Annotated in this window: 26 protein-coding genes and 1 tRNA gene; 6 read left to right on the forward strand and 21 right to left on the reverse strand. The window is 63.8% G+C overall.

Annotated elements, in window-relative coordinates; genetic code table 11:
* Positions 1-30: 30 nt before the first annotated feature.
* The 3 genes from CTP10_RS15285 to CTP10_RS15295 are packed head-to-tail and all read right to left on the reverse strand — an operon-like array spanning position 31 to position 4,458.
* Positions 31-1,908: a TRAP transporter large permease gene (locus CTP10_RS15285; RefSeq protein ID WP_116320275.1), complete on the reverse strand. Its 1,878-nt coding sequence runs from the start codon at positions 1,906-1,908 to the stop codon at positions 31-33.
* A gap of 45 nt (positions 1,909-1,953) precedes the next feature.
* Positions 1,954-2,973, reverse strand: a complete 1,020-nt coding sequence (locus CTP10_RS15290) for a TRAP transporter substrate-binding protein (RefSeq protein WP_116320276.1) — start codon at positions 2,971-2,973, stop codon at positions 1,954-1,956.
* Between the two features lie 21 nt (positions 2,974-2,994).
* Positions 2,995-4,458 (reverse strand): mannitol dehydrogenase family protein, encoded by a 1,464-nt coding sequence (locus CTP10_RS15295; protein ID WP_116320277.1) that lies wholly within the window; start codon positions 4,456-4,458, stop codon positions 2,995-2,997.
* Positions 4,459-4,711: 253 nt separating this feature from the next.
* Between CTP10_RS15295 and manD the strand changes: the two genes are divergently transcribed.
* The 3 genes from manD (at position 4,712) to CTP10_RS15310 (ending at position 7,529) form a co-directional block, all read left to right on the forward strand.
* On the forward strand, positions 4,712-5,920 hold the full coding sequence (gene manD, locus CTP10_RS15300; protein WP_116320278.1) for a D-mannonate dehydratase ManD: 1,209 nt from the start codon (positions 4,712-4,714) through the stop codon (positions 5,918-5,920).
* A 67-nt stretch (positions 5,921-5,987) separates the two neighbouring features.
* Positions 5,988-7,022: a Zn-dependent oxidoreductase gene (locus tag CTP10_RS15305; protein ID WP_116320367.1), complete on the forward strand. Its 1,035-nt coding sequence runs from the start codon at positions 5,988-5,990 to the stop codon at positions 7,020-7,022.
* 186 nt (positions 7,023-7,208) lie between these two features.
* On the forward strand, positions 7,209-7,529 hold the full coding sequence (locus tag CTP10_RS15310) for a 2TM domain-containing protein (RefSeq protein WP_029048376.1): 321 nt from the start codon (positions 7,209-7,211) through the stop codon (positions 7,527-7,529).
* A 39-nt stretch (positions 7,530-7,568) separates the two neighbouring features.
* On the opposite strand, the gene CTP10_RS15315 is transcribed toward CTP10_RS15310, so the two are convergent.
* Together CTP10_RS15315 and CTP10_RS15320 are read right to left on the reverse strand one after the other, a co-directional pair.
* Positions 7,569-8,333: a LytR/AlgR family response regulator transcription factor gene (locus CTP10_RS15315; RefSeq protein ID WP_116320279.1), complete on the reverse strand. Its 765-nt coding sequence runs from the start codon at positions 8,331-8,333 to the stop codon at positions 7,569-7,571.
* A complete protein-coding gene (locus tag CTP10_RS15320) occupies positions 8,330-9,262 on the reverse strand; it encodes a sensor histidine kinase (protein ID WP_116320280.1) in 933 nt (310 codons plus the stop codon). The genes CTP10_RS15315 and CTP10_RS15320 overlap by 4 nt, the downstream gene beginning before the upstream one ends.
* Before the next feature lie 251 nt (positions 9,263-9,513).
* Here CTP10_RS15320 and CTP10_RS15325 point away from each other — a divergent pair, with 251 nt between their 5' ends.
* Positions 9,514-10,836 (forward strand): NAD(P)/FAD-dependent oxidoreductase, encoded by a 1,323-nt coding sequence (locus CTP10_RS15325; RefSeq protein ID WP_116320281.1) that lies wholly within the window; start codon positions 9,514-9,516, stop codon positions 10,834-10,836.
* A 64-nt stretch (positions 10,837-10,900) separates the two neighbouring features.
* On the opposite strand, the gene CTP10_RS15330 is transcribed toward CTP10_RS15325, so the two are convergent.
* From CTP10_RS15330 to petA, 6 genes are all read right to left on the reverse strand, one after another.
* Positions 10,901-10,976, reverse strand: a tRNA-Thr gene (locus CTP10_RS15330).
* 52 nt (positions 10,977-11,028) lie between these two features.
* On the reverse strand, positions 11,029-11,517 hold the full coding sequence (locus CTP10_RS15335) for a ClpXP protease specificity-enhancing factor (RefSeq protein WP_116320282.1): 489 nt from the start codon (positions 11,515-11,517) through the stop codon (positions 11,029-11,031).
* A gap of 57 nt (positions 11,518-11,574) precedes the next feature.
* Positions 11,575-12,186: a glutathione S-transferase N-terminal domain-containing protein gene (locus tag CTP10_RS15340; protein ID WP_010812311.1), complete on the reverse strand. Its 612-nt coding sequence runs from the start codon at positions 12,184-12,186 to the stop codon at positions 11,575-11,577.
* Between the two features lie 205 nt (positions 12,187-12,391).
* Positions 12,392-13,135, reverse strand: coding sequence for a cytochrome c1 (locus CTP10_RS15345; protein ID WP_116320283.1), 744 nt, complete (start codon positions 13,133-13,135; stop codon positions 12,392-12,394).
* A 36-nt stretch (positions 13,136-13,171) separates the two neighbouring features.
* Positions 13,172-14,575, reverse strand: coding sequence for a cytochrome b (locus tag CTP10_RS15350; RefSeq protein ID WP_116320284.1), 1,404 nt, complete (start codon positions 14,573-14,575; stop codon positions 13,172-13,174).
* Positions 14,576-14,577: 2 nt separating this feature from the next.
* Positions 14,578-15,195, reverse strand: coding sequence for a ubiquinol-cytochrome c reductase iron-sulfur subunit (petA, locus tag CTP10_RS15355; protein WP_116320285.1), 618 nt, complete (start codon positions 15,193-15,195; stop codon positions 14,578-14,580).
* Positions 15,196-15,409: 214 nt separating this feature from the next.
* On the opposite strand from petA, the gene mscL reads away from it, so the two are divergent.
* Positions 15,410-15,835 (forward strand): large conductance mechanosensitive channel protein MscL, encoded by a 426-nt coding sequence (mscL, locus tag CTP10_RS15360; protein WP_116320286.1) that lies wholly within the window; start codon positions 15,410-15,412, stop codon positions 15,833-15,835.
* Between the two features lie 45 nt (positions 15,836-15,880).
* On the opposite strand, the gene CTP10_RS15365 is transcribed toward mscL, so the two are convergent.
* Positions 15,881-16,627 (reverse strand): Nif3-like dinuclear metal center hexameric protein, encoded by a 747-nt coding sequence (locus CTP10_RS15365; RefSeq protein ID WP_116320287.1) that lies wholly within the window; start codon positions 16,625-16,627, stop codon positions 15,881-15,883.
* A gap of 20 nt (positions 16,628-16,647) precedes the next feature.
* Here CTP10_RS15365 and CTP10_RS15370 point away from each other — a divergent pair, with 20 nt between their 5' ends.
* Positions 16,648-17,841 carry a Do family serine endopeptidase gene (locus CTP10_RS15370; RefSeq protein WP_116320288.1) on the forward strand — a complete coding sequence of 398 codons (1,194 nt, stop codon included), beginning with the start codon at positions 16,648-16,650 and terminating at the stop codon, positions 17,839-17,841.
* Between the two features lie 417 nt (positions 17,842-18,258).
* Here the strand turns inward: CTP10_RS15370 and CTP10_RS15375 are convergent, their stop codons facing one another.
* From CTP10_RS15375 to hisF, 9 genes are all read right to left on the reverse strand, one after another.
* Positions 18,259-19,359 (reverse strand): porin, encoded by a 1,101-nt coding sequence (locus tag CTP10_RS15375; RefSeq protein ID WP_116320289.1) that lies wholly within the window; start codon positions 19,357-19,359, stop codon positions 18,259-18,261.
* A 241-nt stretch (positions 19,360-19,600) separates the two neighbouring features.
* Positions 19,601-20,401, reverse strand: coding sequence for a twin-arginine translocase subunit TatC (gene tatC, locus CTP10_RS15380; protein ID WP_116320290.1), 801 nt, complete (start codon positions 20,399-20,401; stop codon positions 19,601-19,603).
* 133 nt (positions 20,402-20,534) lie between these two features.
* The gene (gene tatB / locus CTP10_RS15385) at positions 20,535-21,044 is read right to left on the reverse strand and encodes a Sec-independent protein translocase protein TatB (protein ID WP_116320291.1); all 510 of its coding nucleotides are present in this window, start codon (positions 21,042-21,044) and stop codon (positions 20,535-20,537) included.
* Positions 21,045-21,128: 84 nt separating this feature from the next.
* Positions 21,129-21,362 (reverse strand): Sec-independent protein translocase subunit TatA, encoded by a 234-nt coding sequence (gene tatA, locus CTP10_RS15390; RefSeq protein WP_116320292.1) that lies wholly within the window; start codon positions 21,360-21,362, stop codon positions 21,129-21,131.
* A gap of 148 nt (positions 21,363-21,510) precedes the next feature.
* A complete protein-coding gene (locus CTP10_RS15395) occupies positions 21,511-21,867 on the reverse strand; it encodes a histidine triad nucleotide-binding protein (RefSeq protein ID WP_116320293.1) in 357 nt (118 codons plus the stop codon).
* A 54-nt stretch (positions 21,868-21,921) separates the two neighbouring features.
* Positions 21,922-22,311: a DUF4870 family protein gene (locus CTP10_RS15400; protein ID WP_116320294.1), complete on the reverse strand. Its 390-nt coding sequence runs from the start codon at positions 22,309-22,311 to the stop codon at positions 21,922-21,924.
* 72 nt (positions 22,312-22,383) lie between these two features.
* Positions 22,384-22,761: a phosphoribosyl-ATP diphosphatase gene (locus tag CTP10_RS15405; protein ID WP_116320295.1), complete on the reverse strand. Its 378-nt coding sequence runs from the start codon at positions 22,759-22,761 to the stop codon at positions 22,384-22,386.
* On the reverse strand, positions 22,758-23,162 hold the full coding sequence (gene hisI / locus CTP10_RS15410; protein WP_116320296.1) for a phosphoribosyl-AMP cyclohydrolase: 405 nt from the start codon (positions 23,160-23,162) through the stop codon (positions 22,758-22,760). The genes CTP10_RS15405 and hisI overlap by 4 nt, the downstream gene beginning before the upstream one ends.
* A gap of 2 nt (positions 23,163-23,164) precedes the next feature.
* Positions 23,165-23,935 (reverse strand): imidazole glycerol phosphate synthase subunit HisF, encoded by a 771-nt coding sequence (gene hisF, locus CTP10_RS15415; protein ID WP_116320297.1) that lies wholly within the window; start codon positions 23,933-23,935, stop codon positions 23,165-23,167.
* Positions 23,936-23,974 lie beyond the last annotated feature (39 nt).

Genomic DNA, 23,974 nt, shown 5'->3' on the forward strand with positions numbered 1-23,974 from the left:
CCGGACTGGCAAGCCCCTGCCCCCGCAAACTTACAGGAATCCGATCGAAAACCACGGCACCAGCGTCAGCAGCAACAGCGCAATGCACAACGCCGCCATATGTGGCCAGACACGCGGCATGGCAACGTCCGGCGATACACGACCGATGGCGCAGGCGGCATAGAAGCCCACGCCAAACGGCGGCGCGAACAGGCCCAGCCCCATGGCGAAGATCACCACCATGGCGTAGTGCACCTCATGCACGCCGACCAGCCTGGCAATCGGGAACAGCAACGGCCCGAACAGCACGATGGCCGGGATGCCTTCCAGCAAGCTGCCCAGGATCACAAAAGCCAGCGCCGACACCAGCAGGAAGCCGGTCTTCCCACCCGGCACACCGGACATGACGCTGACCAGGTCCTGCGCAAAACCCGACTGCGTCAGCGCCCACGCCATGGTGGTGGCGCAACCCACGATCAGCAGGATCGCGCCGGACAACGCCGCCGTATCGATCAGGATCGGATAGATGCGCCGGAAGTCGAACTGCCGGTACATCAGCACGCCGGCCAGCACCGCATAGAAGATGCCGATGGTCGACACCTCGGTGGCGGTGGCCACGCCCTCCACCACGGCGGTGCGGATGATGACCGGCAGCGCCAGCGCCGGCAGTGCCACCAGCAGCAGCCTCAGCAACGCGCGGCCCGATGGCCGCACCGTGCCACGCATGTCCTCCTTGCGCGTCTGCCACCAGACCACCAGCGCCATCATCGCCAGGCCGACCAGTGCCGGCATCAGCCCGCCGATGAACAGCGAGGTGATCGACACGCCCGTGACCGACCCGACCGTGATCAGCACGATGCTGGGCGGGATCGTCTCCGACATCGCGCCGGAGGCCGACAACAGGCCGATCAGGTCGCCATCCTTTGCGCCACGCTGCTTCATCTCAGGGAACAGCGCCGGCGCGACCGCCGCCATATCGGCAGTCTTCGAACCGGAAATCCCCGAGACGATATACATCGCGCCAAGCAGCACGTATTGCAGGCCACCGCGCAGATGGCCGAGCAGCCCGGCCAGGAACTGGATCATCGCGCGCGCCAGGCCCGTCATTTCGATCAGCCCGCCCAGGAAGATGAACAGCGGCACCGCCAGCAGGATCAGGTGCGACATGCCCTCCTGCATGCGGTTCGGGATGATGGACAGCGGGGTGGCCGTGGACAACGCCAGATAGCAGAGCGTGGAGAGCCCGAAGGCAAAGGCGATGGGCACGCCCAGGGCGACGCAGCCAACCAGCATCAGCAGGAAGAAGATCACCAGGTTGGCATTGCCCAGCCCCATCAGCACCGGCGAGAGCAGCCACAACACGCCGGCACCGAGCCCGACCAGCAAGCCGCTGACGGCTGCCTGCCTGCGGCTGGCGCGCTCCAGCAGGCGGATCACGGCGGTCACGAGCATCAGCACGGTGCCGGCAAGCACCGCCCCCGCGCGCCAGGCTTCGCTGACCTCCAGGGTCGGCGTCAGCACGTCCACGTGTTCGATGAGGTGTTCCCACGCGGGCTGCACCAGCAGCAACAGGAACGCCACCACCATCCACATGCCACAGGCATCCACCCACGCGCGCCGGTGCGGCGGCAGCTTGCTGATGAAGGTGGTGAGCTGCATATGCGCGCTGCGCTGCAAGGCAATGATGGCGCCGAGCATCGCCAGCCACAGGAACAGGATGCCGGCCAGTTCCTCCGTCCACGGCAGCGGCGCATGCAGGGCGTAGCGTGCAAAGGCGCCGCCCCCGAGGATCAGGGTCTCGGCCACGACGATCAGCGCGGCCGGCAGTTCAACCAGGCAGGCCAGGATGCGGCCCCAGCGCGCGCCGGCGGGCGGTGGTGCATGGGCGGCGTGGGCAGGCGGTGCCAGGGTCTCGGTAGCGTGCTCCATCATGAGCTCCTCTTTCTCTTTCATGTCGGCTTGATGGCGCCCGCATCAGACCAGCGGCCCGGTGTATTTTTCCAGCGTCTCCCAGGCCTCATCGCCAAACTTCTTGCGCCACTCGGCGTAGAAGCCCGCGTCCCGCAGCAGCTTGCGGAACGGCGCCGGATCCGGCCGGTTGAACGTGATGCCAAGCCGGGTCATCTCCGCCTGCGCTGCGACGTCGAGCCGCGCGATATCCTCGCGCTGCTTCAGCGCCGCGGTGGCGAAGCGCGTCGTCAGCGAAGCCTGCACCTCGCGCGGCAGTGCCTGGAATTTCCTGGCATTGCCGAAGATAAAGTGGCCGTCCCAGGTATGCGCGGTCATCGAGCAGAACTTCTGCACTTCATACAGCTTGCCGCTGCGGATCAGCGACAGCGGCGTCTCCTGGCCGTCCACCACGCGTGTCTGCAGCGCCGAATAGAGATCGGCGAACGGTATGACCGTCGGCGCAGCGCCCAGCATCCTGAACATCGAGACCCACAGAGGGATCGCCGGGACGCGTATCTTGAACCCCTTCAGGTCCGCTGGCGTATTCACCGGCCGGGTGGCGGAAGTGATATTGCGATAGCCGTTGTCGAGGCACTTCTCGAACACGTGCAGGTTCACCTTGCCCAGCGCGCTCCGGACATAGGCGCCCAGTCCGCCGTCCATCGCGGCCCACACCATGGCGTAGTCCTTGAAGGCAAAGGCCACGCCATTGATGCTCGCGGCTGGCACACGCGTCTGCAAGTTGGTGCTGGCCGTCGACATGAAGTCAATGGCGCCGGCGAGGATCTGGGAGACCATGTCTGGCTCGCTGCCCAGTTGGCTATTGGGATAGACCTGCAGGTCGACCTTGCCGCCGGTGTCCTGGCGAATGGCGTCGGCGGCCTCCTTGATGCGCAGCGTGCCCGGATGGTCGGCCGGGAAGGCCGTGCCGTACTTCAGCCTGATGGTGGCGCTCTGCGCGAACGCGTTGCGTCCGGGCAATGCCAGCGCCAGTCCGCCGGCGGCGAGTGCGCCGAACTGCCGGCGAGTGAACCGATGGGTCATGATGTGGATGTCTCCTGTTTTTCAAGTTGTGGCCGGGAAGGACAGCAGTGCTGCCGCGCCGCGCTCGCGCAATACCGTCAGGTGTGCGGCAAGCCGGCGCCGGAACGGCTTCGGCCACGGGACGTCGCCAAATACGGCACCGTGCGCCAGGGCACGACGCACGGCGTCCATATCGCTGTCCGCGCCGCGCAGCGCTGCGGCAAGTGGCGGCGCACCGGGATCGCTCGCGACAAGCGGCTCGCCGTGCTCATTGGCGTCACAGCGCAAATAGTGGAGCCACACCGCCAGCGCACGCTCCAGGCATGGCCGCTCGATGTCCGCGGCCAGGTTTTCGCGCAACGCCGGCAGCCAGCGCACCGGGACCTTCTGCGTGCCATCCATCGCGATCTGCGCGGTGTGATGCGCGATCGCGGCGTTGCGCAGCCGACTCAGCAGCGCGTTGCCGTAGCGGCCGACGTCGTACCCTGCCGGCGCAGCGAGGGTGGCATGAAGGTCCTTCATCACCCCGCGCGCGAAGGCACCGAGGACCGGATCGGCCATCGCCCCGGCCACAGTCCCGATGCCGCACAACTGCGCGGCATAGGCGATCGCCGAATGCGTGCCGTTCAGCATCCGCAGCTTCATGGCCTGGAACGGCCGGACATCGCCCGTCATCAGCGCGCCGCTCGCCTCCCACGCGGGCCGCGGCCCGGCGAAGCGGTCTTCAATCACCCATTGCGTGAACCGCTCACAGACAATGGCAGCCTCATCGCGTAGTCCGAGGCGCTGCTGCGCCCAGTTCAGCGACGTAGGCGTCGCGGCGGGCACAATGCGGTCGACCATGGTGTTCGGCAGCGCCACCTCATCGTGGATACGCCGGGCCAGCGCCGGATCGACCTGCGACGCGTACTGCGTCAGCAGCTTGCGCAGCGTGTCGCCGTTGTCGGCCATGTTGTCGCAGCAGACAATGCTCAGCGGCGCGCCGGACGGCCGCCGGCGTATCCCCGCCGCCAGCACGCCGAGCGTGCTGCGCGGCGCCTCGGGATGGGCCAGGTCGTGGCGGATATCCGGGTCGCTGGTGTCGAGGTCGGATGTCGACGGATGCCTGTTGTAGCCCTTTTCCGTGACGGTACAGGTCACGACCGAAGCGGCGGGATCGGCGATGGCGCCAATCACCTGCTCCAGTGCATGCGGTGCATACAAGGCCTGCACCAGGGCGCCCACGATGCGCGCCGTGGCCGCGGCACCGTCTCGCTCGATGACCGCGTACAGGCAATCCTGCGCAGTCAGCGCGCGTGCCATGCGCGGCTCCCGCAAGCTGACGCCGACGATGCCCCAGCGCGTGTCGCCATCATCGATTGCTGCCTCCGTGTACAGCGCCTGGTGCGCGCGGTGGAAAGCGCCAAGGCCGATATGCACCACGCCGCGCGACAAGCGGCTGCGGTCGTAGCCGGGCCCTTGCACGGCGGCGTCGGCGCTGCAGACGGTACGCTGCGCCAGCCTCATGCCCTACCCCTCGATCGTTTGTATTGCGGCATCGTGCGTGACATCCGTGCTGTGGACGATGGCAAAACGTACCATTGGTAAATGCTGCAGACGTGCAGCCGTTTCGCAAGATTTGTGCAGCGCATGCGCTTTCCCGCTGCAGAATCCGCTCGTATCCGTCCCTGTTTTCGCAAGGTAACCTGCTTCGCATCCCCTTCCATGCCGTCAGAGCCATGGCACCCCGCATGGAAGCACGCAACCGCCGGAGCACGTCTTGAAGATCGAACGGATACAAACCATCGTCACCTGTCCGGGCCGCAACTTCGTCACGGTCAAGGTGATGACGGACCAGGGCGTCTACGGACTTGGCGATGCCACGCTCAACGGCCGCGAGCTTGCGGTCAGCGCTTACCTCGACGCGCATGTCATTCCCTGCCTCATCGGTCGCGACCCGCGTTGCATCGAAGACATCTGGCAGTACCTGTATCGCGGCGCCTACTGGCGGCGCGGGCCCGTCACGATGACAGCGATCGCCGCGATCGACATGGCGCTATGGGATATCCTCGGCAAGCTGGCGAACATGCCGGTGTACCAGCTTCTGGGCGGCAAGAGCCGGCAACGGCTGCTGGTCTACGGGCACGCCAACGGCCGCGACCACGAAGAAGCCGTCGATGCCGTCCACCGGCACATCGCGGAGGGCTTCAAGGCAATCCGTGTGCAGTCCGGCGTACCGGGACTCTCAAAGGTGTATGGCGTCGGCAAGCAGCCCGGCCACTATGAACCCGCGGAGAAGGGGCTCCCGACGGAAGAGCCGTGGGACACCGCCCTCTACCTGCATCACACGCCGGAACTGTTCCGCAAGGTGCGCGATGCCGTCGGCTTCGGGCCACACCTGCTGCATGATGCGCACCACCGGCTGACGCCGATCGAAGCGGCCCGTCTTGGCAAGGCACTCGAACCGTTCAGCCTGTTCTGGCTGGAAGACGCCACGCCGGCCGAGAACCAGGACACCTTCCGCCTGATCCGCCAGCACACCACCACGCCGCTGGCGGTGGGAGAAGTCTTCAATTCGATCTGGGATTGCAAGGACCTCATCGGCAACCAGCTGATCGACTTCATCCGCACCACCATCGTCCATGCCGGCGGCATCACCCATGTGCGGCGCATTGCGGACTTCGCCGCGATGCACCAGGTGCGCACGGGTTTCCACGGCGCCACCGACCTGTCGCCGGTGTGCATGGCGGCGGCGGTCAACTTCGGGCTGTGGGCGCCGAACTTCGGCATCCAGGAACTGATGCCGCACAACGCGCTGACCGACGAGGTGTTTCCGCACAACTATCGCTTTGAGGACGGCTATCTGGCCATGGACGAGGTGCCTGGGCTTGGCGTCGACATCGACGAAGCACTGGCCGCCAGGTACCCCTATGAGCGTGCCTACCTGCCGGTGGCAAGGCTGCCCGACGGAGGGATGTGGAACTGGTAGCCCGGCACGCGACAGATCGCGCTCACTTCCTCCACACATGGCGCCCTTCATGCCACCAGAACCCAACATGTTGAGCATCGTCGTCGACCAACCCCACAGCCTGGCCTTGTGCACGAGGCCCATCCCCACCCCTGCTCCCGGAGAAGTGCGCCTGCGCGTGCGCTATGCCGGCATCTGCGGCTCCGACCTGCATATCTTCCACGGCAAGAATCCGTTTGCCGCGTACCCTCGCGTGATCGGCCATGAATTCATGGGTCATATCGACGCCGTCGGCGCGGGCGTCAGCGCTCAGCGCATCGGCGAGCGCGTGGTGGTGGACCCGGTCATCAGCTGCGGCCAATGCCACGCCTGCCGCATTGGCCGGCGCAACGTCTGCAGCCGCATGCAGGTAATCGGCGTGCACCGCGATGGAGGCTTCAGCGAATACGCCTGCGTGCCGGCGTGCAATGCCTACACGGTGCCCGCTGGCATGGCGGCGACGAGCGCGGCAGTGATCGAGCCCTTCGCCGTCGCGGCAAATATTACCCACCGCACTGGCGTGCTGTGCGAAGACATCGCGTTGATCTATGGCGCTGGTCCTATCGGGCTGAATCTGCTGCAGGTACTTAAACGCGTCTACGGTGTACGAGTGCTTATCGCCGACCACCTCGACGAACGCCTGGCCTTGGCCCGCCATTGCGGCGCCGAGGCGGAAGAGGTCGTCAACACCTCGGATGAAGCCATCGAACAGGCCCTTGCAAAGCGCGGCGTGGCTGAGGGCCCGACACTGATCTACGACGCGGTCTGCCACCCATCGATCCTGGAAGAAGCCGTGCGCATTGCCGCCCCGGCAGGACGCATCGGCGTACTGGGCTTTTCCGCGACACCATCGGCCGTTCCGCAGATGGAACTGACCCGGAAGGAACTCACGCTCTATGCCTCGCGCCTGAACTGCGACATGTTCCCCACGGTGGTCGACTGGATCTCCCAGGGGCTGGTCGACCCCGGCTGCATCGTCACGCACCAGATCGATTTCCACGAAGTCACCCATGCCCTGGACCTTGCCGAACACAACCCGCGCGAGAGCTGCAAGATACTGCTCGACTTTGGCGAGCCTGCCTGACATGCCGCCAATCTTCGATCGCCGGCCTTACCCACATAATGTGCGCGATGACATTCGCGCCAGGACGTCAGCCATTTGCGAACGATATCCGTCGATTCAGCCCATGGCACTGGTACTGCCCTTTCCGGTCGCATATACCTTACGCATGACAACGACCCCATGCCGAGGTATCCCATGCGCCACGAGATGCACCAACCCTACCCGCCCAACGACCCGAATGCCATGGCCTACTGGCGTGCCCGCCGGATGGTCCGTGCCTTGCGCGGCTGGTACATCCACCTGCTGGTCTATGTCGTGGTCAATGCGTGGCTGTGGTTCCGCTTCTTCTACTTTGGCAGCCCGTCGTGGTCGCACTACGCCACGACCGGCTGGCCGTGGCCGCTGACCACCACGCTCGCCTGGGGCCTTGGGCTGGGCGTGCACGGATTGCTGGTCTGGATGCGGCTGTCGCGCCGCGGGCGGGACTGGGAGCAGCGCAAGATCCAGGAATTCATGGATCGTCAGTGAAGCGCGCAGGCCGCGGCAGCACGCTGCGCTGCCGCCGCATTACATCTGCCGGAACTTGTGCATATAGGCGCGCGATACCGCCAACTCCGTCTCGCTATTCCGCATCCGCACAAACAGCCGCCCGGATTCATCGCGGCGCGTGCCGGCCACGTATTCCATGTTGACGATCGACGAGCGGTGGATCTGCCAGAACACCTCGGGATCCAGGCCGGCGATCAACTCCGCCAGCGGCGTGCGGATCAGGTGCTCGCCCTCGCGGGTATGTACGACCACGTATTTGTCGTCGCTCTGGAAATACATCACGTCCTGAATCGGCACATGGCTGGTGGTGTTGCCGCGACTGGCACGGACCCAGCGCAGCAGGCCGGCGTTCTCGGGGCGCGGCTGCTGCCCCCGAGTCAGCTGGCTCAGCAGTTGCGCCAGTTCAGGCAACGGCGCCGCGTCCTGCAGTGCCTTGCGCAAGCGCTCGATGGTCCGGCCGAGCCGCTCGTCGCTGACTGGCTTGACCAGGTAATCCACCGCGGCGCGTTCAAAGGCATCCAGCGCGAATTCGTCATAGGCGGTGACGAACACCAGCCGCGTATCGGCTTCAATGCCCTGCGCCACTTCCAGCCCTGACAACCCTGGCATCTTGATATCGAGGAAGGCAACGCTGGGCGACAGCCGCGCAATGGCTTCGGCCGCTTCAATACCGTTGGTGGCCTCGGCGACGATCTGCAGTTCCGGCCACAAGCGTTCCAGTTTTGCGCGCAGATGGGCGCGCAGGTGCTCTTCGTCGTCGGCAATCAATGCGGTCAGCGTCATGGAGCATCTCCGGTTCGAACGGACTGCGGCATGGGAATATCGATCAGCACCGCAGTGCCGGGCGAGCGCTCTTCGATGCGCACGTGCGCGTCGCCGTCATACAGCACGGCCAGCCGCTCGCGCAGGTTGGCAAGGCCCACGCCCGAGCCCGCCGTCGGACGAAAGCCCATGCCATCGTCCTCGATGGTGGCGAGCATGCGAGCGCCCTGCCGCTCCAACCGGACCAGCAGCCGCCCGCCTTCGATCTTCGGCTCCAGGCCATGCTTGATCGCGTTCTCGACCACTGGCTGCAACAGCATCGGTGCCAGCGGCACCGGCTCAAGTTCGGGGTCGACATGGATCGAATAATGCAGCCGGTCTCCCATCCGGATGCGTATCAGGGCCAGATAATCGCGCAGCAGTTTCGCCTCCTGCGCCACCGTGCCCTGCGTGGCGCGGCTCGCCGCCAGCGAGGCACGCAGGTAGGCAATGAAATGCTCCAGCATCAGCGTGGCCTTGTGCGGCGCCGGTTCGATCAGGCTGACCACGTTGGCGAGCGTATTGAACAGGAAATGCGGCTCGATCTGGGCCTGCAGCAACTTCATTCGCGCTTCGACCAGCTGCTTCTCGGTCGACAGCGTGCGCACCTGCTCGCGCGCCATGTATTCAGCGATCTTGCGCTCTTCCCAGTCGCGGCCAAGCAGCCCGACCCGGGCCCAGGTCATGACACCATGCATCGCCAGGCCGACGCCCCAACCAATCAGCATCCCGCCAGACCAGGGGCGATGCGGCGATCCAAACAGATGGAAGGCGATCATCAATCCGTTGACCACCACATAGACCATGGCGTGCATATAGAAGAAGCGCAGCGCGCGGACGCGGCGGCGGGCGTCTTCATAGGCGCGCTGCTCGGGGGCGGATCGCCAGATGCGGGAGTCGGAGGGGTGCACGGGCGGAGCGGCTGGGGCTGAGACCTGGCAAGGTTACCACCGCCCTCCGGGCACTCATATCGCCTTGGCGGGAGCAGCCAGAATGACGGCGCGAGTTGCACAAGGAATGGCGCCAACTACAGGGGCTCGAAATGGGCTCGAAACGCGCTGCGAAGCGATCCTGCTAAGATCCCACGCTCGGCACGCGCCCAAGCGGCGCTCTGTCCATGTCTCCATGACGGGCGCGCTCAGGCGCGTCGTCTCGCTGTCTCATGCATTCAATACGCAAGCGTCCAGCCATCGACGGCGACCTCGGCTGGTATGAAACTTCGCCGTCCCGTCATTTGCCACTCGGTACTCGCCTGAAAGGGGACCATCGTTTCGACGTCGCCATCGTCGGCGCGGGTTTCACCGGGGTCTCGCTGGCTCGGCGCCTGGCTGAGCTTCGCCCCGAGGCAAGGATCGCACTGATCGATGCGCTCGAGGTGGGCCAGGGCGCGTCCGGGCGCAACGCGGGCTTCATCATCGATGTCCCGCACAACGTCGATGGCGGTGCAGCCGATATCGATCACGATCGCCAACTCTTCGCCCTGAACAACTTCGCGATCGCGCAATTGCGAAGCCTGAAGGATCGCTACCGAATCGATTGCGCGTGGGACGACGCAGGCAAATACATGTCCGCGCGCGAAGACGGCAATCTGGCGGCTCTCGAACACTTCGAGGCATCCCTGAAGGCGGCAGGCTTTCCATGCGAACAACTGCAAGGCCAGGCGCTTGCGCGGCGGCTGGGCACCGACTACTACCAGGCGGCGGTGTACACGCCGGGCAATGTGCTGGTCAATCCGGCGTCGCTGGTGCGAGGCCTGGCCGCGGCGCTACCGAAGTCCGTCACGCTGTTCGAAGCGAGCCCGGTCCTCGCCAGGGAAGACGGCCCGGTTCATACGCTGAGGTTTCTGGGCGGTACCGTGCGCGCCGATGCCCTGGCCCTGACGGTGGGCAGCTTCTCCGCGGGCTTTGGCGGTGCGAGGAATCGGATTGCGCCGGTATTCACCTACGCGAGCCTTACCGCGCCCCTGTCCGAGAAGGAGGTTGCTACCTGCTTCAACGGCGTACGGCCATGGGGCACCACTTCAGCGCATCCGGGCGGCACTACCGTGCGCTACACACCTGACCGGCGCATCTTCGTCCGCAACACCTTCGCGCTGCGGCCTGCCCTGCGCAGCAGCGACGCGGACTTGCATGCTGCCTGGATACAGCACCGACGGTCGTTTGCAGCCCGTTTTCCCTTTCTGGCTGAAAAGGTTCTCGAATACACCTGGGGCGGCATGATCACCGTGACATCCAACCACCAATCGGTGTTTCGCCGGGAGGCTGACAATCTCTACTGCGTCGTCGGATGCAACGGTGTCGGCGTGGCCAAGGGCACCTACCTTGGCCACTTCATGGCGGAATACATGAACGGCATGCGCAGCCCGGAGCTGGACTTCATCCTGGCGAACAGCAATCCTGGCTGGATACCGGGGGAACCGTTCAAGCGGATCGGCGCGGCCTATCGGCTCAGGCAGGCGCTTGCGGGCGCCGGCGGGGACATCTAGTCCAAAACCGGGTGCGGTGCAAAACAAAACGGGCTACGCGTATCGCGTAGCCCGTTCTTCTATCTGGTGCCGGCTGCAGGACTCGAACCCGCCACCTGATGATTACAAATCAACTGCTCTACCTGATGAGCTAAGCCGGCATGTCTGGTGCAGACCGCGATTCTACTGCATCGCAGCCAACTTTGGGATGGCTTACTTCACCACCTTCAACGCTGGCTTCTTGCCGCCGATGCGAGGCACCGGGGGCGGTGTTTCGTCGTCGCCCGGGCCGGAGTCGACGGTAGCTGCCGGGGTTTCGGCTTCTACCGGCGCCAGCTTGGGCGGCGGGTTGTTTTCGCGTTCGGTGGCGGCCTGCGTTTCCGGCAGGCTGCGCTCGACCGGGAAGGCCATGCCCTGCCCGTTTTCGCGGGCGTAGATGGCCAGCACGTTCTCGACAGGGACGTCGATCTTGCGCGAGACACCGCCGAAGCGCGCGCTGAAGGTGATCCACTCGTTGCCCATGTCCAGGCCGCTGGTGGCGTCGAAGCTCACGTTGAGCACGATCTCGTTGTTCTTCACGAACTCGCGCGGCACGTTGGTGTTGGCGTCGACGAACACGGCGACGTACGGCGTGAAGCCGTTGTCCGTGCACCACTCATAAATGGCGCGGATCAGGTAGGGCTTGGTGGAGGTTTCAGGCATTGTGCTTCCAGTGGCGCCGTGGTGGCCCGAGGGCGGTTGCCTTCGGGCCGGTGCCGGTTAGCGGCGCATCACCTTCTCGGACGGGGTGAGCGCTTCGATGTATGCGGGACGGCTGAAAATGCGTTCAGCATACTTCAGCAGCGGCGCGGCGTTCTTCGACAGCTCGATGCCGTAGTGGTCCAGGCGCCACAGCAGCGGCGCGATGGCGACGTCGAGCATCGAGAACTCTTCGCCCAGCATGTACTTGTTCTTGACGAAGATCGGCGCGAGCTGCGTCAAACGGTCGCGGATCGCGGCACGGGCGCGCTCGTGGTTCTTCTCCGCAGCCTTGCCCTTTTCGTTCTCGAGCGTGTACACGTGCGTGAACAGTTCCTTTTCGAAGTTGAACAGGAACAGGCGGGCGCGGGCGCGCTGGACCGGGTCGGCCGGCATCAGCTGCGGGTGCGGGAAGCGCTCGTCGATGTATTCGTTGATGATATTCGACTCATACAGGATGAGGTCGCGCTCGACCAGGATGGGTACCTGGCCGTACGGGTTCATCACCGAAATATCTTCGGGCTTGTTGAACAGGTCGACGTCGCGGATTTCAAAATCCATGCCCTTTTCAAACAGGACAAGGCGGCAACGTTGGGAAAACGGGCAAGTCGTACCCGAATACAACACCATCATGGTTGGATTCCTTGGGCTTAGCCGAAGCAGGGTCGGACGGTAAGGTCTGACATTCTGCCAAAATCGGGCACCGAAAAGCAAATAAGTGGCATTTGATGCACTTACTCGGAACCGGATCCAATGAAAAAGGCCAGAGCGATGCTGCTTTCGCAACCTCCGCATCTGGCCTTCGGGCAGTGGCGACCCGGGCCGGGCCGCCGACGACTTACTTCACATCCTTCCAGTAAGCCGCGTTCAGGCGCCACGCGAAGACGGTGAACACGCCCAGGAACAGCAGCACCCATACGCCCAGGCGCTTGCGGTGGTTCTGCGCGGGCTCGGCCATCCAGTCCAGGAAACTGACCAGATCGGCAGTGGCCTGGTCATACTCGACCTTGCTCATCTTGCCCGGGCTCAGTTGCTCGAAGCCGGCGAACTTGTGCACCTTCTCGCCATGCTCTTCCACTTCCGTGAACTTGGCGGCGCGCTGGCCCTGCAGTTCCCAAAGCACGTGCGGCATGCCGACGCTCGGGAACACCAGGTTGTTCCAGCCGGTGGCGCGGCTGTCGTCACGGTAGAAGGTGCGCAGGTAGGTATAGAGCCAGTCGTCGCCGCGGGCACGCGCAATCACCGACAGGTCCGGCGGCTGCGCGCCGAAGAAGGCCTTGGCTTCCTTCGGCTGCATGGCGATGGTCATGGTCTCGCCGACCTTGTCCGCGCTGAACAGCAGGTTCTGGCGGATCTGGTCGTCGGTGAGGCCGATGTCCTTCAGCCGGTTGTAGCGCATCATCGATGCGCCGTGGCAGTTCAGGCAGTAGTTGACGAACAGCTTGGCGCCGCGCTGCAGCGACGACAGGTCGGCAGTATTCACCGGTGCCGGCTCCAGCGGGAAGCCTCCCTCTGATGCCATGGCGGGCGCGCCGGCAAAGCAGGCGCCGGCCAGCGCGATGATCGAAAGCAGCTTTTTCATCTTGTGTCCTTGTGCTCTTGTCGGGGTTCGCGTCGCTCAGTGCGGATGGAACGTGACACGCTCCGGCACCGGCTTGAACTCGCCGGCACGGCTCCACAGCGGCATGGTCAGGAAGAAGGCGAAGTACAGCAGCGTACCGAGCTGCGACACCTTCTCACCAACCGGCGACGGCGGTTGCACGCCGAGATAGCCAAGCACCAGGAACACCACCACAAAGACGATCAGGATGGTCTTGTGGAAAGCAGGACGATAGCGGATGGACTTGACCGGCGAGCAGTCCAGCCACGGCAGGAAGAACAGGATCACGACCGAGCCGCCCATCACCAGCACGCCCCAGAACTTGGCGTCGATGAAGTAGAAGCCCACGGCCAGGATCACGGCGATGGCAACCGCACCGACCTTGACGCGTGCGTCCTTGCTGCGCAGGAACACCATGCCGAGCAGCAGCGCGAAGAACACCCACAGGATCGGCAGGAAGTTCGACGTGGTGGCGCGCAGCATCGAGTAGAACGGCGTGAAGTACCAGACCGGCGCGATATGCGGCGGGGTCTTCAGCGGATCAGCCGGGAAGAAGTTGTTGTGTTCCAGGAAATAGCCGCCCACTTCCGGGAAGAAGAAGATCACCGCCGAGAAGATGAGCAGGAAGCCGGCAACGCCCAGCGTATCGTGCACCGAGTAGTACGGGTGGAACGGGATGCCATCCAGCGGGATACCATTCTCGTCCTTCCTGGCCTTGATCTCGACGCCGTCCGGGTTGTTCGAGCCCACTTCGTGCAGCGCGATGATGTGCGCGATCACCAGGCCCAGCAGCACCAGCGGCACCGCGATGACGTGGAACGAGAAGAAGCGGTTCAGCGTGGCATCGCTCACCACGTAGTCGCCGCGGATGAACAGCGACAGGTCCTGGCCGATCACCGGAATCGCGGAGAACAGGTTCACGATCACCTGCGCGCCCCAGTAGGACATCTGGCCCCACGGCAGCAGGTAGCCCATGAAGGCTTCCGCCATCAGGCACAGGAAGATCAGGCAGCCGAAGATCCAGACCAGCTCACGCGGCTTGCGGTACGAACCGTACAGCAGCCCGCGGAACATATGCAGGTAGACCACGACAAAGAAGGCCGAGGCACCGGTCGAATGCATGTAGCGCACCAGCCAGCCCCACGGGACTTCGCGCATGATGTATTCCACGCTGGCGAAGGCCACGGGAATGCCGGCGGCGTTGAGCGTGCCGTCCGGCTTGTAGTTCATCACCAGGAAAATGCCCGTGACGATCTGGATCACCAGCACCAGCAGCGCGAGCGAACCGAAGAAGTACCAGAAGTTGAAGTTCTTCGGCGCGTAGTACTTGGAAAGGTGGTCTTCCCACAGTTGCGTTGCCGGGAAGCGGGCGTCGATCCAGCCCATCAGGCCGGTTGTCTTGACTTGTTTTTCGGCCGCCATGATCAGGCTTCTCCTTTCTCATCCTTGCCGATCACGATCTTGGTGTCAGTCAGGAATTGGTAGGGGGGAACATCGAGATTTTGCGGAGCCGGCTTGTTCTTGAAGACGCGCCCGGCCAGGTCGAACGTGGAGCCGTGGCAAGGGCAAAGGAAACCGGGATCGGCGCCGAGCTGGGGGTTCGCACCGGAAGCAAAGGGGCCGGAAGGCGAGCAGCCGAGGTGGGAACAGATGCCGACCACGACCAGGACGTCCTTGTGTTCTGCGCGCGAACGGGTTTCGTTCCTGCAGTAGTCCGGCGTCTGCATGGTGAAAGGAATCTCGGAATTCGGATCGGCCACCTCGCCGTCCGTCTTCTTCAGCGAGGCCAGCTGTTCGTCGGTCCGCTTCATGATCCAGACCGGCTTGCCGCGCCATTCGACAGTCATCATCTCGCCCGGCTTCAGCGCACCGATATCTGCTTCGACTGGCGCACCCGCGGCCTTGGCTTTCTCCGATGGTGCAAAGGTACTGACGAAAGGAACCGCTACCGCCACGCCTCCGACGCCGCCAGCGACGGATGTCGCGATCAACCAATTGCGGCGACCTTTATCCACGCTCTTCACGTCTTGCTGGTCACTCATTCCAAACCCCAGGGGAAGTCAATTTAGATTTTGCGTCAACCATAAAGTGTACCTTAGACATCTGCGCACTAGATAGGCGCAAATTGCCTTATCCATGCGCGATAATCGGACATGCATGCCGGAAATCCGCCTCCAGACTTGCTTTCCGGGCAGTGATGCGGCAGGCTGATAGCTTGATACCGTTCATCGCTAGCAACAAGAAGGAGAACCCCCCATGGGCATGATCTCGGAATTCAAGACCTTTGCAATGCGCGGCAACGTCATCGACCTCGCGGTCGGTGTGATCATCGGCGCTGCATTCGGGAAAATTGTGGATTCTGTGGTCAATGACCTGATCATGCCGGTAGTGGGCCGTATAGTCGGCAAGCTGGACTTCTCTAATATGTTTGTCACGCTGGCCGATCCGCCGCCTGGAACGCCAATGACATTGGATGCGCTGAAGAAGGCTGGCGTGCCCGTATTTGCCTATGGCAATTTCCTGACTATCGTTGTCAACTTTCTAATCTTGGCCTTCATCATCTTCATGATGGTGCGCGCGTTCAACAAGATGCGGGAGAAGGAACCGCCCCCCCCGCCAGCCGCACCGCCTGAGGAAGTTGCGCTGCTGCGCGAGATCCGCGACGCCCTCAAGACGCGCTGAGTCCAGAACGATAAAACGGCCCCGATGGGGCCGTATTGTTTTGCGTCAGACAGGATTGGGAATATCGATGAATGTGTGCCGCAATCCGAAGCGTTGCGCCACATGCTCGCCCAGTGAGCGGATGCCGTAGCGCTCGGTTGCGTGATGGCCGGCGGCGAGATACGCCACGCCGCTCTCACGCGCGAGGTGCGTGGTCTGCTCCGAGACCTCGCCACTCAGGTAGGCATCGACGCCCGCCGCCACCGCCGCATCGAAGTAGCCTTGCGCCCCGCCCGTGCACCAGCCAATCGTGCGGATCATCTGCTCCGGCTCGCCAATGGCCAGCGGCTCTCGCCCGAGCACGCCACCAACGTGCGCCGCCAGCGCGGACAGCGGCATCGGCGCGGGCAAGGTGCCGGTCCAGCCGAGCTGGTCATCGCTGAAACGCCCGGTCGGCGTGAAGCCGAGCTGCAGCCCGAGCTGCGCGTTGTTGCCGAATTCCGGATGGTTGTCCAGCGGCAGGTGGAAGGCAAACAGGTTGATGTCTGCGCCCAGCAGCCGCTTCAGGCGTGCGTGCTTCTGCCCGACCACACGCGCATCCTCGTTTTTCCAGAAATAGCCGTGATGGACGAGGATGGCGTCGGCGCCGGCTTCGGCCGCGGCCTCGACCAGTGCCAGGCTCGCCGTGACGCCAGTGACGATGTGAGTGACTTCCGGGCAACCTTGCACTTGCAGCCCGTTGGGACAATAGTCCTTGTAACGGGAAACTTCCAACAGGTCGTTCAAGTACAATTCAAGCTCTTTTGTTTTCATTTTCTGCTCAAAACTCCAATATGTTGCGGCGCTTTTGGCTGTTCTTTGCCCAGGCTGTCACCGTCGTGCTGGCGGTCTGGTTCGTCGTGGCAACGCTCAAGCCTGATTGGCTGCAGAGGGGGCGCGTCGCGGTCCAGTCGGGCTCGCCTATCGTCGCGCTCAAGGAAGTGGTGCCCAACGTTTCCGGCCCCGCCGCCGAGGGGTCCTACAGCGAAGCCGCGCAGCAGGCCATGCCGGCCGTGGTCAATATCTTTACCAGCAAGAACGGCAACAAGCGCTCGCCCAACCCGCAAGCCGAGGACCCGTGGTTCCGCTTCTTCTTCGGCGACCGCCTGCCTGAGCGGCAGGAGCCGGTGTCGAGCCTGGGATCGGGCGTGATTGTCAGTGCCGAGGGTTACATTCTAACCAACCACCACGTGGTGGATGGCGCTGACGAGATCGAGATTGCGCTGACCGACGGCCGCAAGGCCAACGCCAAGGTGGTCGGCTCCGACCCGGAGACCGACCTGGCCGTGCTGAAGGTGACGCTGAAGGACCTGCCCGCGATCACGCTGGGCCGGCTGGAGAACGTGAAGGTCGGCGATGTGGTGCTGGCCATCGGCAACCCGTTCGGCGTCGGCCAGACGGTGACGATGGGCATCGTGTCCGCGCTGGGGCGTAGCCACCTGGGTATCAACACCTTCGAGAACTTCATCCAGACCGACGCGGCGATCAACCCGGGCAATTCAGGCGGGGCGCTGGTTGACGCACAGGGCAACCTGCTGGGCATCAATACAGCGATCTACTCGCGTTCGGGCGGCTCGCTCGGGATTGGCTTTGCGATCCCGGTTTCCACGGCCAAGCAAGTGATGGAGTCGATCATTTCCACTGGCAGCGTCACACGCGGCTGGATCGGCGTCGAGCCGCAGGATATGACGCCGGAGATTGCCGAGTCCTTCGGGCTGGATGCGAAGGAAGGGGCACTGATCGCCGCGGTGGTCCAGGGCGGTCCGGCGGACAAAGCGGGAGTAAAGCCGGGGGATGTGCTGACGAAGGTGGATGGCCTTTCAATCACTGACACGACGGCCCTTCTCAATGCCATTGCACAGCTCAAGCCTGGCGTGGACATCAAGATGACCGTGATCCGCCGGGGCAAGCCGACGGACCTGACGGTGACGATCGGCAAGCGGCCACCGCCGCCGCGTCGCGCGTTGCCGTTTGATGAGGAAGAGTGAGGCTGGTCCCATTACAACCAGAGAACCAGAAACCCGCCAGACCATGGCGGGTTTTTTTGTGCCCTGCCCGCGGCAAGTCCGGTCGGCTCGGCGTGCATGACGGATAGCGACAACCCGGCTCGGGTAGAAAGAACCGCGCAACCGCGCGGGCAACGCTCAAAGGGTGCGCGGCACGCCAGACACCGGCCTGCCGGCGCCGAGGGCGCAAGCCAAGAGCCTTCGTCCGCGCGTTGCGAGCCCCAAAAGCCTAGTCAACGCGCACACGATCGAGTGCCCTCAACGCCGCCACACAGCGTTGCGGCTAAACCGTCAATGTCGAGCCAGAATGCACAGCTTTAGAAAAGACAAAAGGCCGGCATCCGTAAGGATGCCGGCCTTCTGCAAGCCAATCTCAAGCGGGCTTACGCCCGCAACAGATTAGAACTTGTGGCGCAGACCAACCACAGCACCGAACTGATCCTTGTTCGGCTGAACGTTGGTGGTCGTGGCGGTGTTGAAGCCGTTCACGCCCAGGGCCGAGCCCTTGTCGTTCAGAGCGTACGACAGCGAGGTGTACACGTCGGTACGCTTCGACAGCGCGTAGTCGGCCGTGATCACGAACTGCCACGGATCTGCGTCGCTCTTGCGGAAGTCCTGGTAGTAAGCAGCGCCCGACAGCGAGAACGCCGGGGTCAGTTGGTAGCCCAGACCCAGCCAGTACAGGTTCGAAGCCGTAGCCGTGGTGACAACACCGTTGTCGACCGTCGTGCCGCCCGTCAGAGGAGCGCCATCGAAGGCCTTGGCCCAGCGATAGCCAGCGTAGACCTTGGCCGGACCGAAGGCGTAGTTGGCGCCAACGGTAGCACGGCGGGTCTTCTGGCCGCTTTGGTCAACACCAGTGGCCGACACGGTGCCGTGGATTTCGTCGTAGGCAGCACCAACCGAGAACGGGCCGGCTGCGTAGTTCAGCAGCGCGCCGTACTGTTGGCCGCGGCGGAACGCGCCAGCGGTTTCTTGGCCGTTGTTGTTGAAGCTGTAGAAGGCCGATGCGGTCAGGCCACCGAAGGTACCGACGTACTTGACGGTGTTGTCAGCACGCGAAGCAAACTGGGCGTCTTGCGCCAGGATGCCGTAGCGCGACGAGATGGCCATCGGGTCATAAATCAGACCGAAGTCATAGAACGAGGTCTGTTGACGGCCCAGCAGCAGCGAGCCGAACTGGCTTTGCAGACCGACGTAGGCTTGACGACCGAACAGACGACCGCCTTGTGCCGAGGTGCCGTTGTCGAGGTCGAAGCCGCTTTCCAGGACGAACACGCCCTTCAGACCGCCGCCCAGGTCTTCGACGCCACGCAGGCCCCAGCGCGAACCGGACTGGTTGCCCGACGCCATACGGAACAGGTCGTCGCCAGCGGCGTTAGCATTGGTGTTGTACTCGAGGCCGACGTCAGCCACGCCGTACAGGGTCACGCTCGATTGGGCATACGCGCCACCAGCGGCCAGAGCGGCGACGGCAGCAGCAAACAGTTTCATCTTCATATCGACACTTTCCTTGTCAACTGATTGGGAAATCTTGGTTGCCCAAGTGCTTGGGCGACGTATTTACATTCACGTCTGCTGCGTATTATGTGCCAGCCCCCCCGGCCCTCAGAAGGCTTTTTCGGCGTAAACCTCGCTTAGCGGCGGTTTTTGTTGTGATCGAACAACACGATCGGACAAAAAAATCCCCGTTTTGGTGCAAAAACGGGGCCGGTGGCTCGCGCTACCTACCTCAGCGGTATTAGTCCGGCTGCGTTTCCCCTGAAGCCTCGGCCTGCGCGGCAGGAGGACGGCCGACGAAGCGGGCCATCAGCAGCCCGAGTTCATAGAGCAGCACCAGTGGCACGGCCAGAAGAAGCTGTGACAGCACGTCCGGCGGCGTCACGATGGCGGCAATGATGAACGCCCCGACGATCACATAGGGACGGATCTGCTTCAGTTTTTCCAGCTCGACCACGCCGAACCGGACCAGCACGATCACCACCACCGGCACCTCGAAAGTGATGCCGAAGGCCAGGAAGGTTGTCATGGCGAAGCTGAGGTACTTGTCGATATCCGTCGACATGTCCGCACCCAGCGGCGCGTTGTAGTGCGCCATAAAGTGGAACACGGTCGGGAATACCAGGAAGTAGGCAAACGCGACGCCGCACAGGAAAAGGATGTAGCTGCTCGATACCAACGGCAGGATCAGGCGCTTCTCATGCTGGTACAGCCCGGGCGCGACGAACTGCCAGACCTGGTAGAGCACCCACGGTAGCGCGATCAGGAAGGCCACCAGCAGCGTGACCTTCATCGGCACGAAGAACGAGCCGGTGACGTCGGTCACGATCATCTTGCCGCCCTTGGGCAGCGACTCCATCAGCGGCGCCGCGAACAGGTTGAAGATGACCGGCGCCCAGTACACCAGGCAGACAAAGACCAGGATGATCCCGGCCACCGCCTTGACCAGGCGCTGGCGCAGCTCGATCAGGTGGGAAATAAAGGTTTCCTGCTGCGACTCGTCTTGCGGGTCTTGGGGATCTGGGGACCGGGTGTCGCTCATGGCGTGAACCGCTCAGCCGCGCAGGCTGGCAAGTTGGGATCGATGTGCCGCTCGGCGCGGCGCGGTTGGGCGGGCATGGCGACGGCAGCGGCGGCCCTGGCATGGGCCGGCAACCAGTCGCCGCGCAACGTGATCACTCGAAGAAGGAACGGGACGGCCGGCTGGCCGGGCGGTGGCGCTTCACGCGCGCGGCGCCCGACTGCGCCCAGACCCGGACGTTGTGCTGGCGCTTGAACCACAACGGCCGCGCGCCCTGCTTCACGCGCCAGCTCTTGCGGCCATTGTGCGCCTTGTGCGCCGCGTCCCAGCTGGGCACGAAGCTGTCGCCGCCGGCGCTGACACCTTCGGTGCTCGCCCCGGCGCCGCCGAGGGCTTCGTTCAGCGCCTGGGACTGCTCGCTGACTTCCTTGTGGATGGTGCGCTCGACGTCGCGCGCCGCGTCCTCGAATTCAGTGCGCATCTTGCGCAATTCTTCCAACTCGACTTCGCGGCTGACCTCGGCCTTGACGTCATTGATATAGCGTTGCGCCCGGCCCACCAGGGCGCCCACGGTACGGGCGACCTTGGGCAGCCGCTCGGGACCGATCACGATCAGTGCCACGGCACCGATCAGCGCCAGCTTGGAAATGCCGAGATCAATCATGCGGACATCATGCGGAAGACAGCGGAGACGCGGGGCTGCGCGCAGGCAGCCACGATCAAGGGAAGAGGATGGCGCACCGTTGGCTTACTGCTGCTGACGGGACTTTTCCTTGGCTTCGACGTCGATGGTGGTGGAATCGCGCAGTTCCTTGGATTGGGCAGCCTGGGCCGACTTGTCTTCGCCGTCCTTCATGCCATCCTTGAAACCCTTGACCGCGCCGCCCAGATCCTGGCCCATATTGCGCAGCTTCTTGGTGCCGAATACAAGCATGACGATCACCAGCACGATCAGCCAATGCCAAATGCTAAACGAACCCATCTCTTGCTCCTGATGAAGCCTCGGGCGCAGTCATAGTTGCCCGGACCCGTTGTTCCGTCCCGTTATTGCCGCGCCGGGCGACGGTTGCCGGCGCAGCATCTGCCCTGGGCGTTGCCGCCGCGGGCGCTCCCATGCCAAGGCTGCCCGTTCAGGGCAGCGGTCCCTTCCACTCGTGGCGCGGCCCACCCAGCACATGGAGGTGCAGATGGTGGATCTCCTGGCCGCCGTCCGGTCCGGTATTGATGACCGTCCGGAAACCGTTGGCACAGCCTGCCGCGCGCGCCAGTTCAGGCACCTTCAGCATCATTCTAGCAAGCACCTCCCCTTCGCCGGCGCCGCAATCGGCCAGCGAGTCGACATGCGACTTGGGGATGACCAGCAAGTGTACCGGGGCCTTGGGATGGATATCGTGGAAGGCCACCATGTCGTCGTCCTCATACACCTTGCGCGACGGTACCTGGCCAGCCACGATCTTGCAGAAGATGCAATTATCCTGAACGTTCATGAAATTTTCATTGCGACGAACCCTGCACCCCGAAGGTACAGGATCCACCCGGCATCAGAACTGGAGATCCGGGTACATCGGCTTGCTGTCGTTGAGGTACAGCCAGCCCTTGACGATACGATACAGCATCCACAGGGAGAGCACGGCCCAGACCGCAAACGCCAACGGCATCAGCACCACCGTGGCGAACAGCACGCCACCGAGCACCGCCCACACCACCGACCACCAGAACGAGCGGATCTGCCATGCGAAGTGGGATGCATAAAGCGAACCGCGCGCATCGTCGCGCTTGACGTAGTCGATGACGATGGCGATCAGCGCGGTAATGCCGCCGGTGAGCCAGAAGATCGCGTACAGCGCGTACAGGATATGCAGCAGCTTGCGCAGGCTGCCCTGCTGTTCGCCGCTGGGACCGGTAATCTGCGCGGTGTAGTCGTTCGCCATGGTTGCCCTTGTTCTGCGATGGCCTGCCTCGCGGCAGGCGGGAGACTGGCCAGCACAGCACTGGTCAGCCGGTCAGCCCTCTTCCTTGCGCCGGGCCTTTTCTTCCAGGCCGGAGAGACCTTCGCGCCGTGCCAGTTCGTTGACGACATCGTCGGGGCCCAACCCGAAGTTTGCCAGCAACACCAGGGTGTGGAACCACAGGTCCGCCACTTCATAGACCAGCTTCCCGGCCTCGCTGCCGCTCTGGCCTGCGGCGCGCGCATCCTTGGCCGCCATCACGGTCTCGGTGGCTTCCTCGCCGATCTTCTTCAGGATGGCGTCGTCGCCCTTGCTGTAGAGCTTGGCAACATAGGATTTGGCGGGGTCGCCGCCATTGGCGGGCTTGCGCGATTCGAGCACTTCGGCCACGCGCGCCAGCACGTCGGTGCTGGTCAGTCGGGAGTCGCTCATGGCTTGGCGTAGATCTGGGCAGGGTCCTTCAACACAGGCTCGACGGTATGCCAGTCGCCGGCTTCCGCATCGCCCTCGAATTTCTGGAAGAAGCAGGAATGGCGCCCGGTATGGCAGGCGATGCTGTCGACCTGCGTGACCTTGAGCAGCACCACGTCCTCGTCGCAGTCCAGGCGGATCTCATGCACCTTCTGCACGTGGCCGGATTCTTCGCCCTTGTGCCACAGGCGCTTGCGCGAACGCGACCAGAACACGGCCTCGCCGAGTTCCACCGTGCGCTGCAGCGCGTCGCGGTTCATGAACGCGAACATCAGCACGTCGTTCGAACCCATTTCCTGCACGATCACCGGCACCAGGCCGTTATCGTCCCACTTGACCTTGTTGAGCCACTTCTTTGCCATGATCAGATCCGCACGGGAATGCCCTCGCGGGCCATGAATGCCTTGGCTTCGCCCACGGTATGCTGGCCGTAGTGGAAGATGCTGGCGGCCAGCACCGCGTCGGCGCGGCCCTTGGTGATGCCGTCGGCGAGGTCCTGCAGCCCGCCGACGCCGCCCGAGGCGATCACCGGCACCGGCACCGCGTCGCTGACGGCGCGGGTCAGTTCCAGGTCGAAGCCGCTCTTGGTGCCATCGCGGTCCATGCTGGTCAGCAGGATCTCGCCGGCGCCGCGTGCGGCCATCTCCCGGGCCCACTCGACCGCGTCCAGGCCGGTCGCCTTGCGCCCGCCGTGGGTGAAGACTTCCCAGCGCGACGGCTCGCCCGGCGCCGAGCTGCGCTTGGCGTCGATCGCCACCACGATGCACTGCGAACCATATTTGGCCGTGGCGTCGGATACCAGCTGCGGATTGGCGATGGCCGACGAATTGACGCTGATCTTGTCCGCGCCGGCATTGAGCAGGCGTCGCACGTCTTCGACCGTGCGCACACCGCCGCCGACTGTCAGCGGAATAAAGACCTGCGACGCCACTTCCTCGATGATGTGCAGCATCAGGTCGCGCCCGTCGCTGGTGGCCGTGATGTCGAGGAATGTGATCTCGTCGGCGCCCTGCTCGTCATAGCGGCGCGCGATTTCCACGGGATCGCCCGCATCGCGCAGTTCGACGAAATTGACGCCCTTGACCACCCGCCCGTTGGTGACGTCCAGGCAGGGGATGATACGTTTGGCTAGCATGAGAATCCTTGTCCGCCGCCGCGCCGGCAAGGCACCGGT

The organism is Cupriavidus sp. P-10 (assembly GCF_003402535.2).
GTDB lineage: Bacteria > Pseudomonadota > Gammaproteobacteria > Burkholderiales > Burkholderiaceae > Cupriavidus.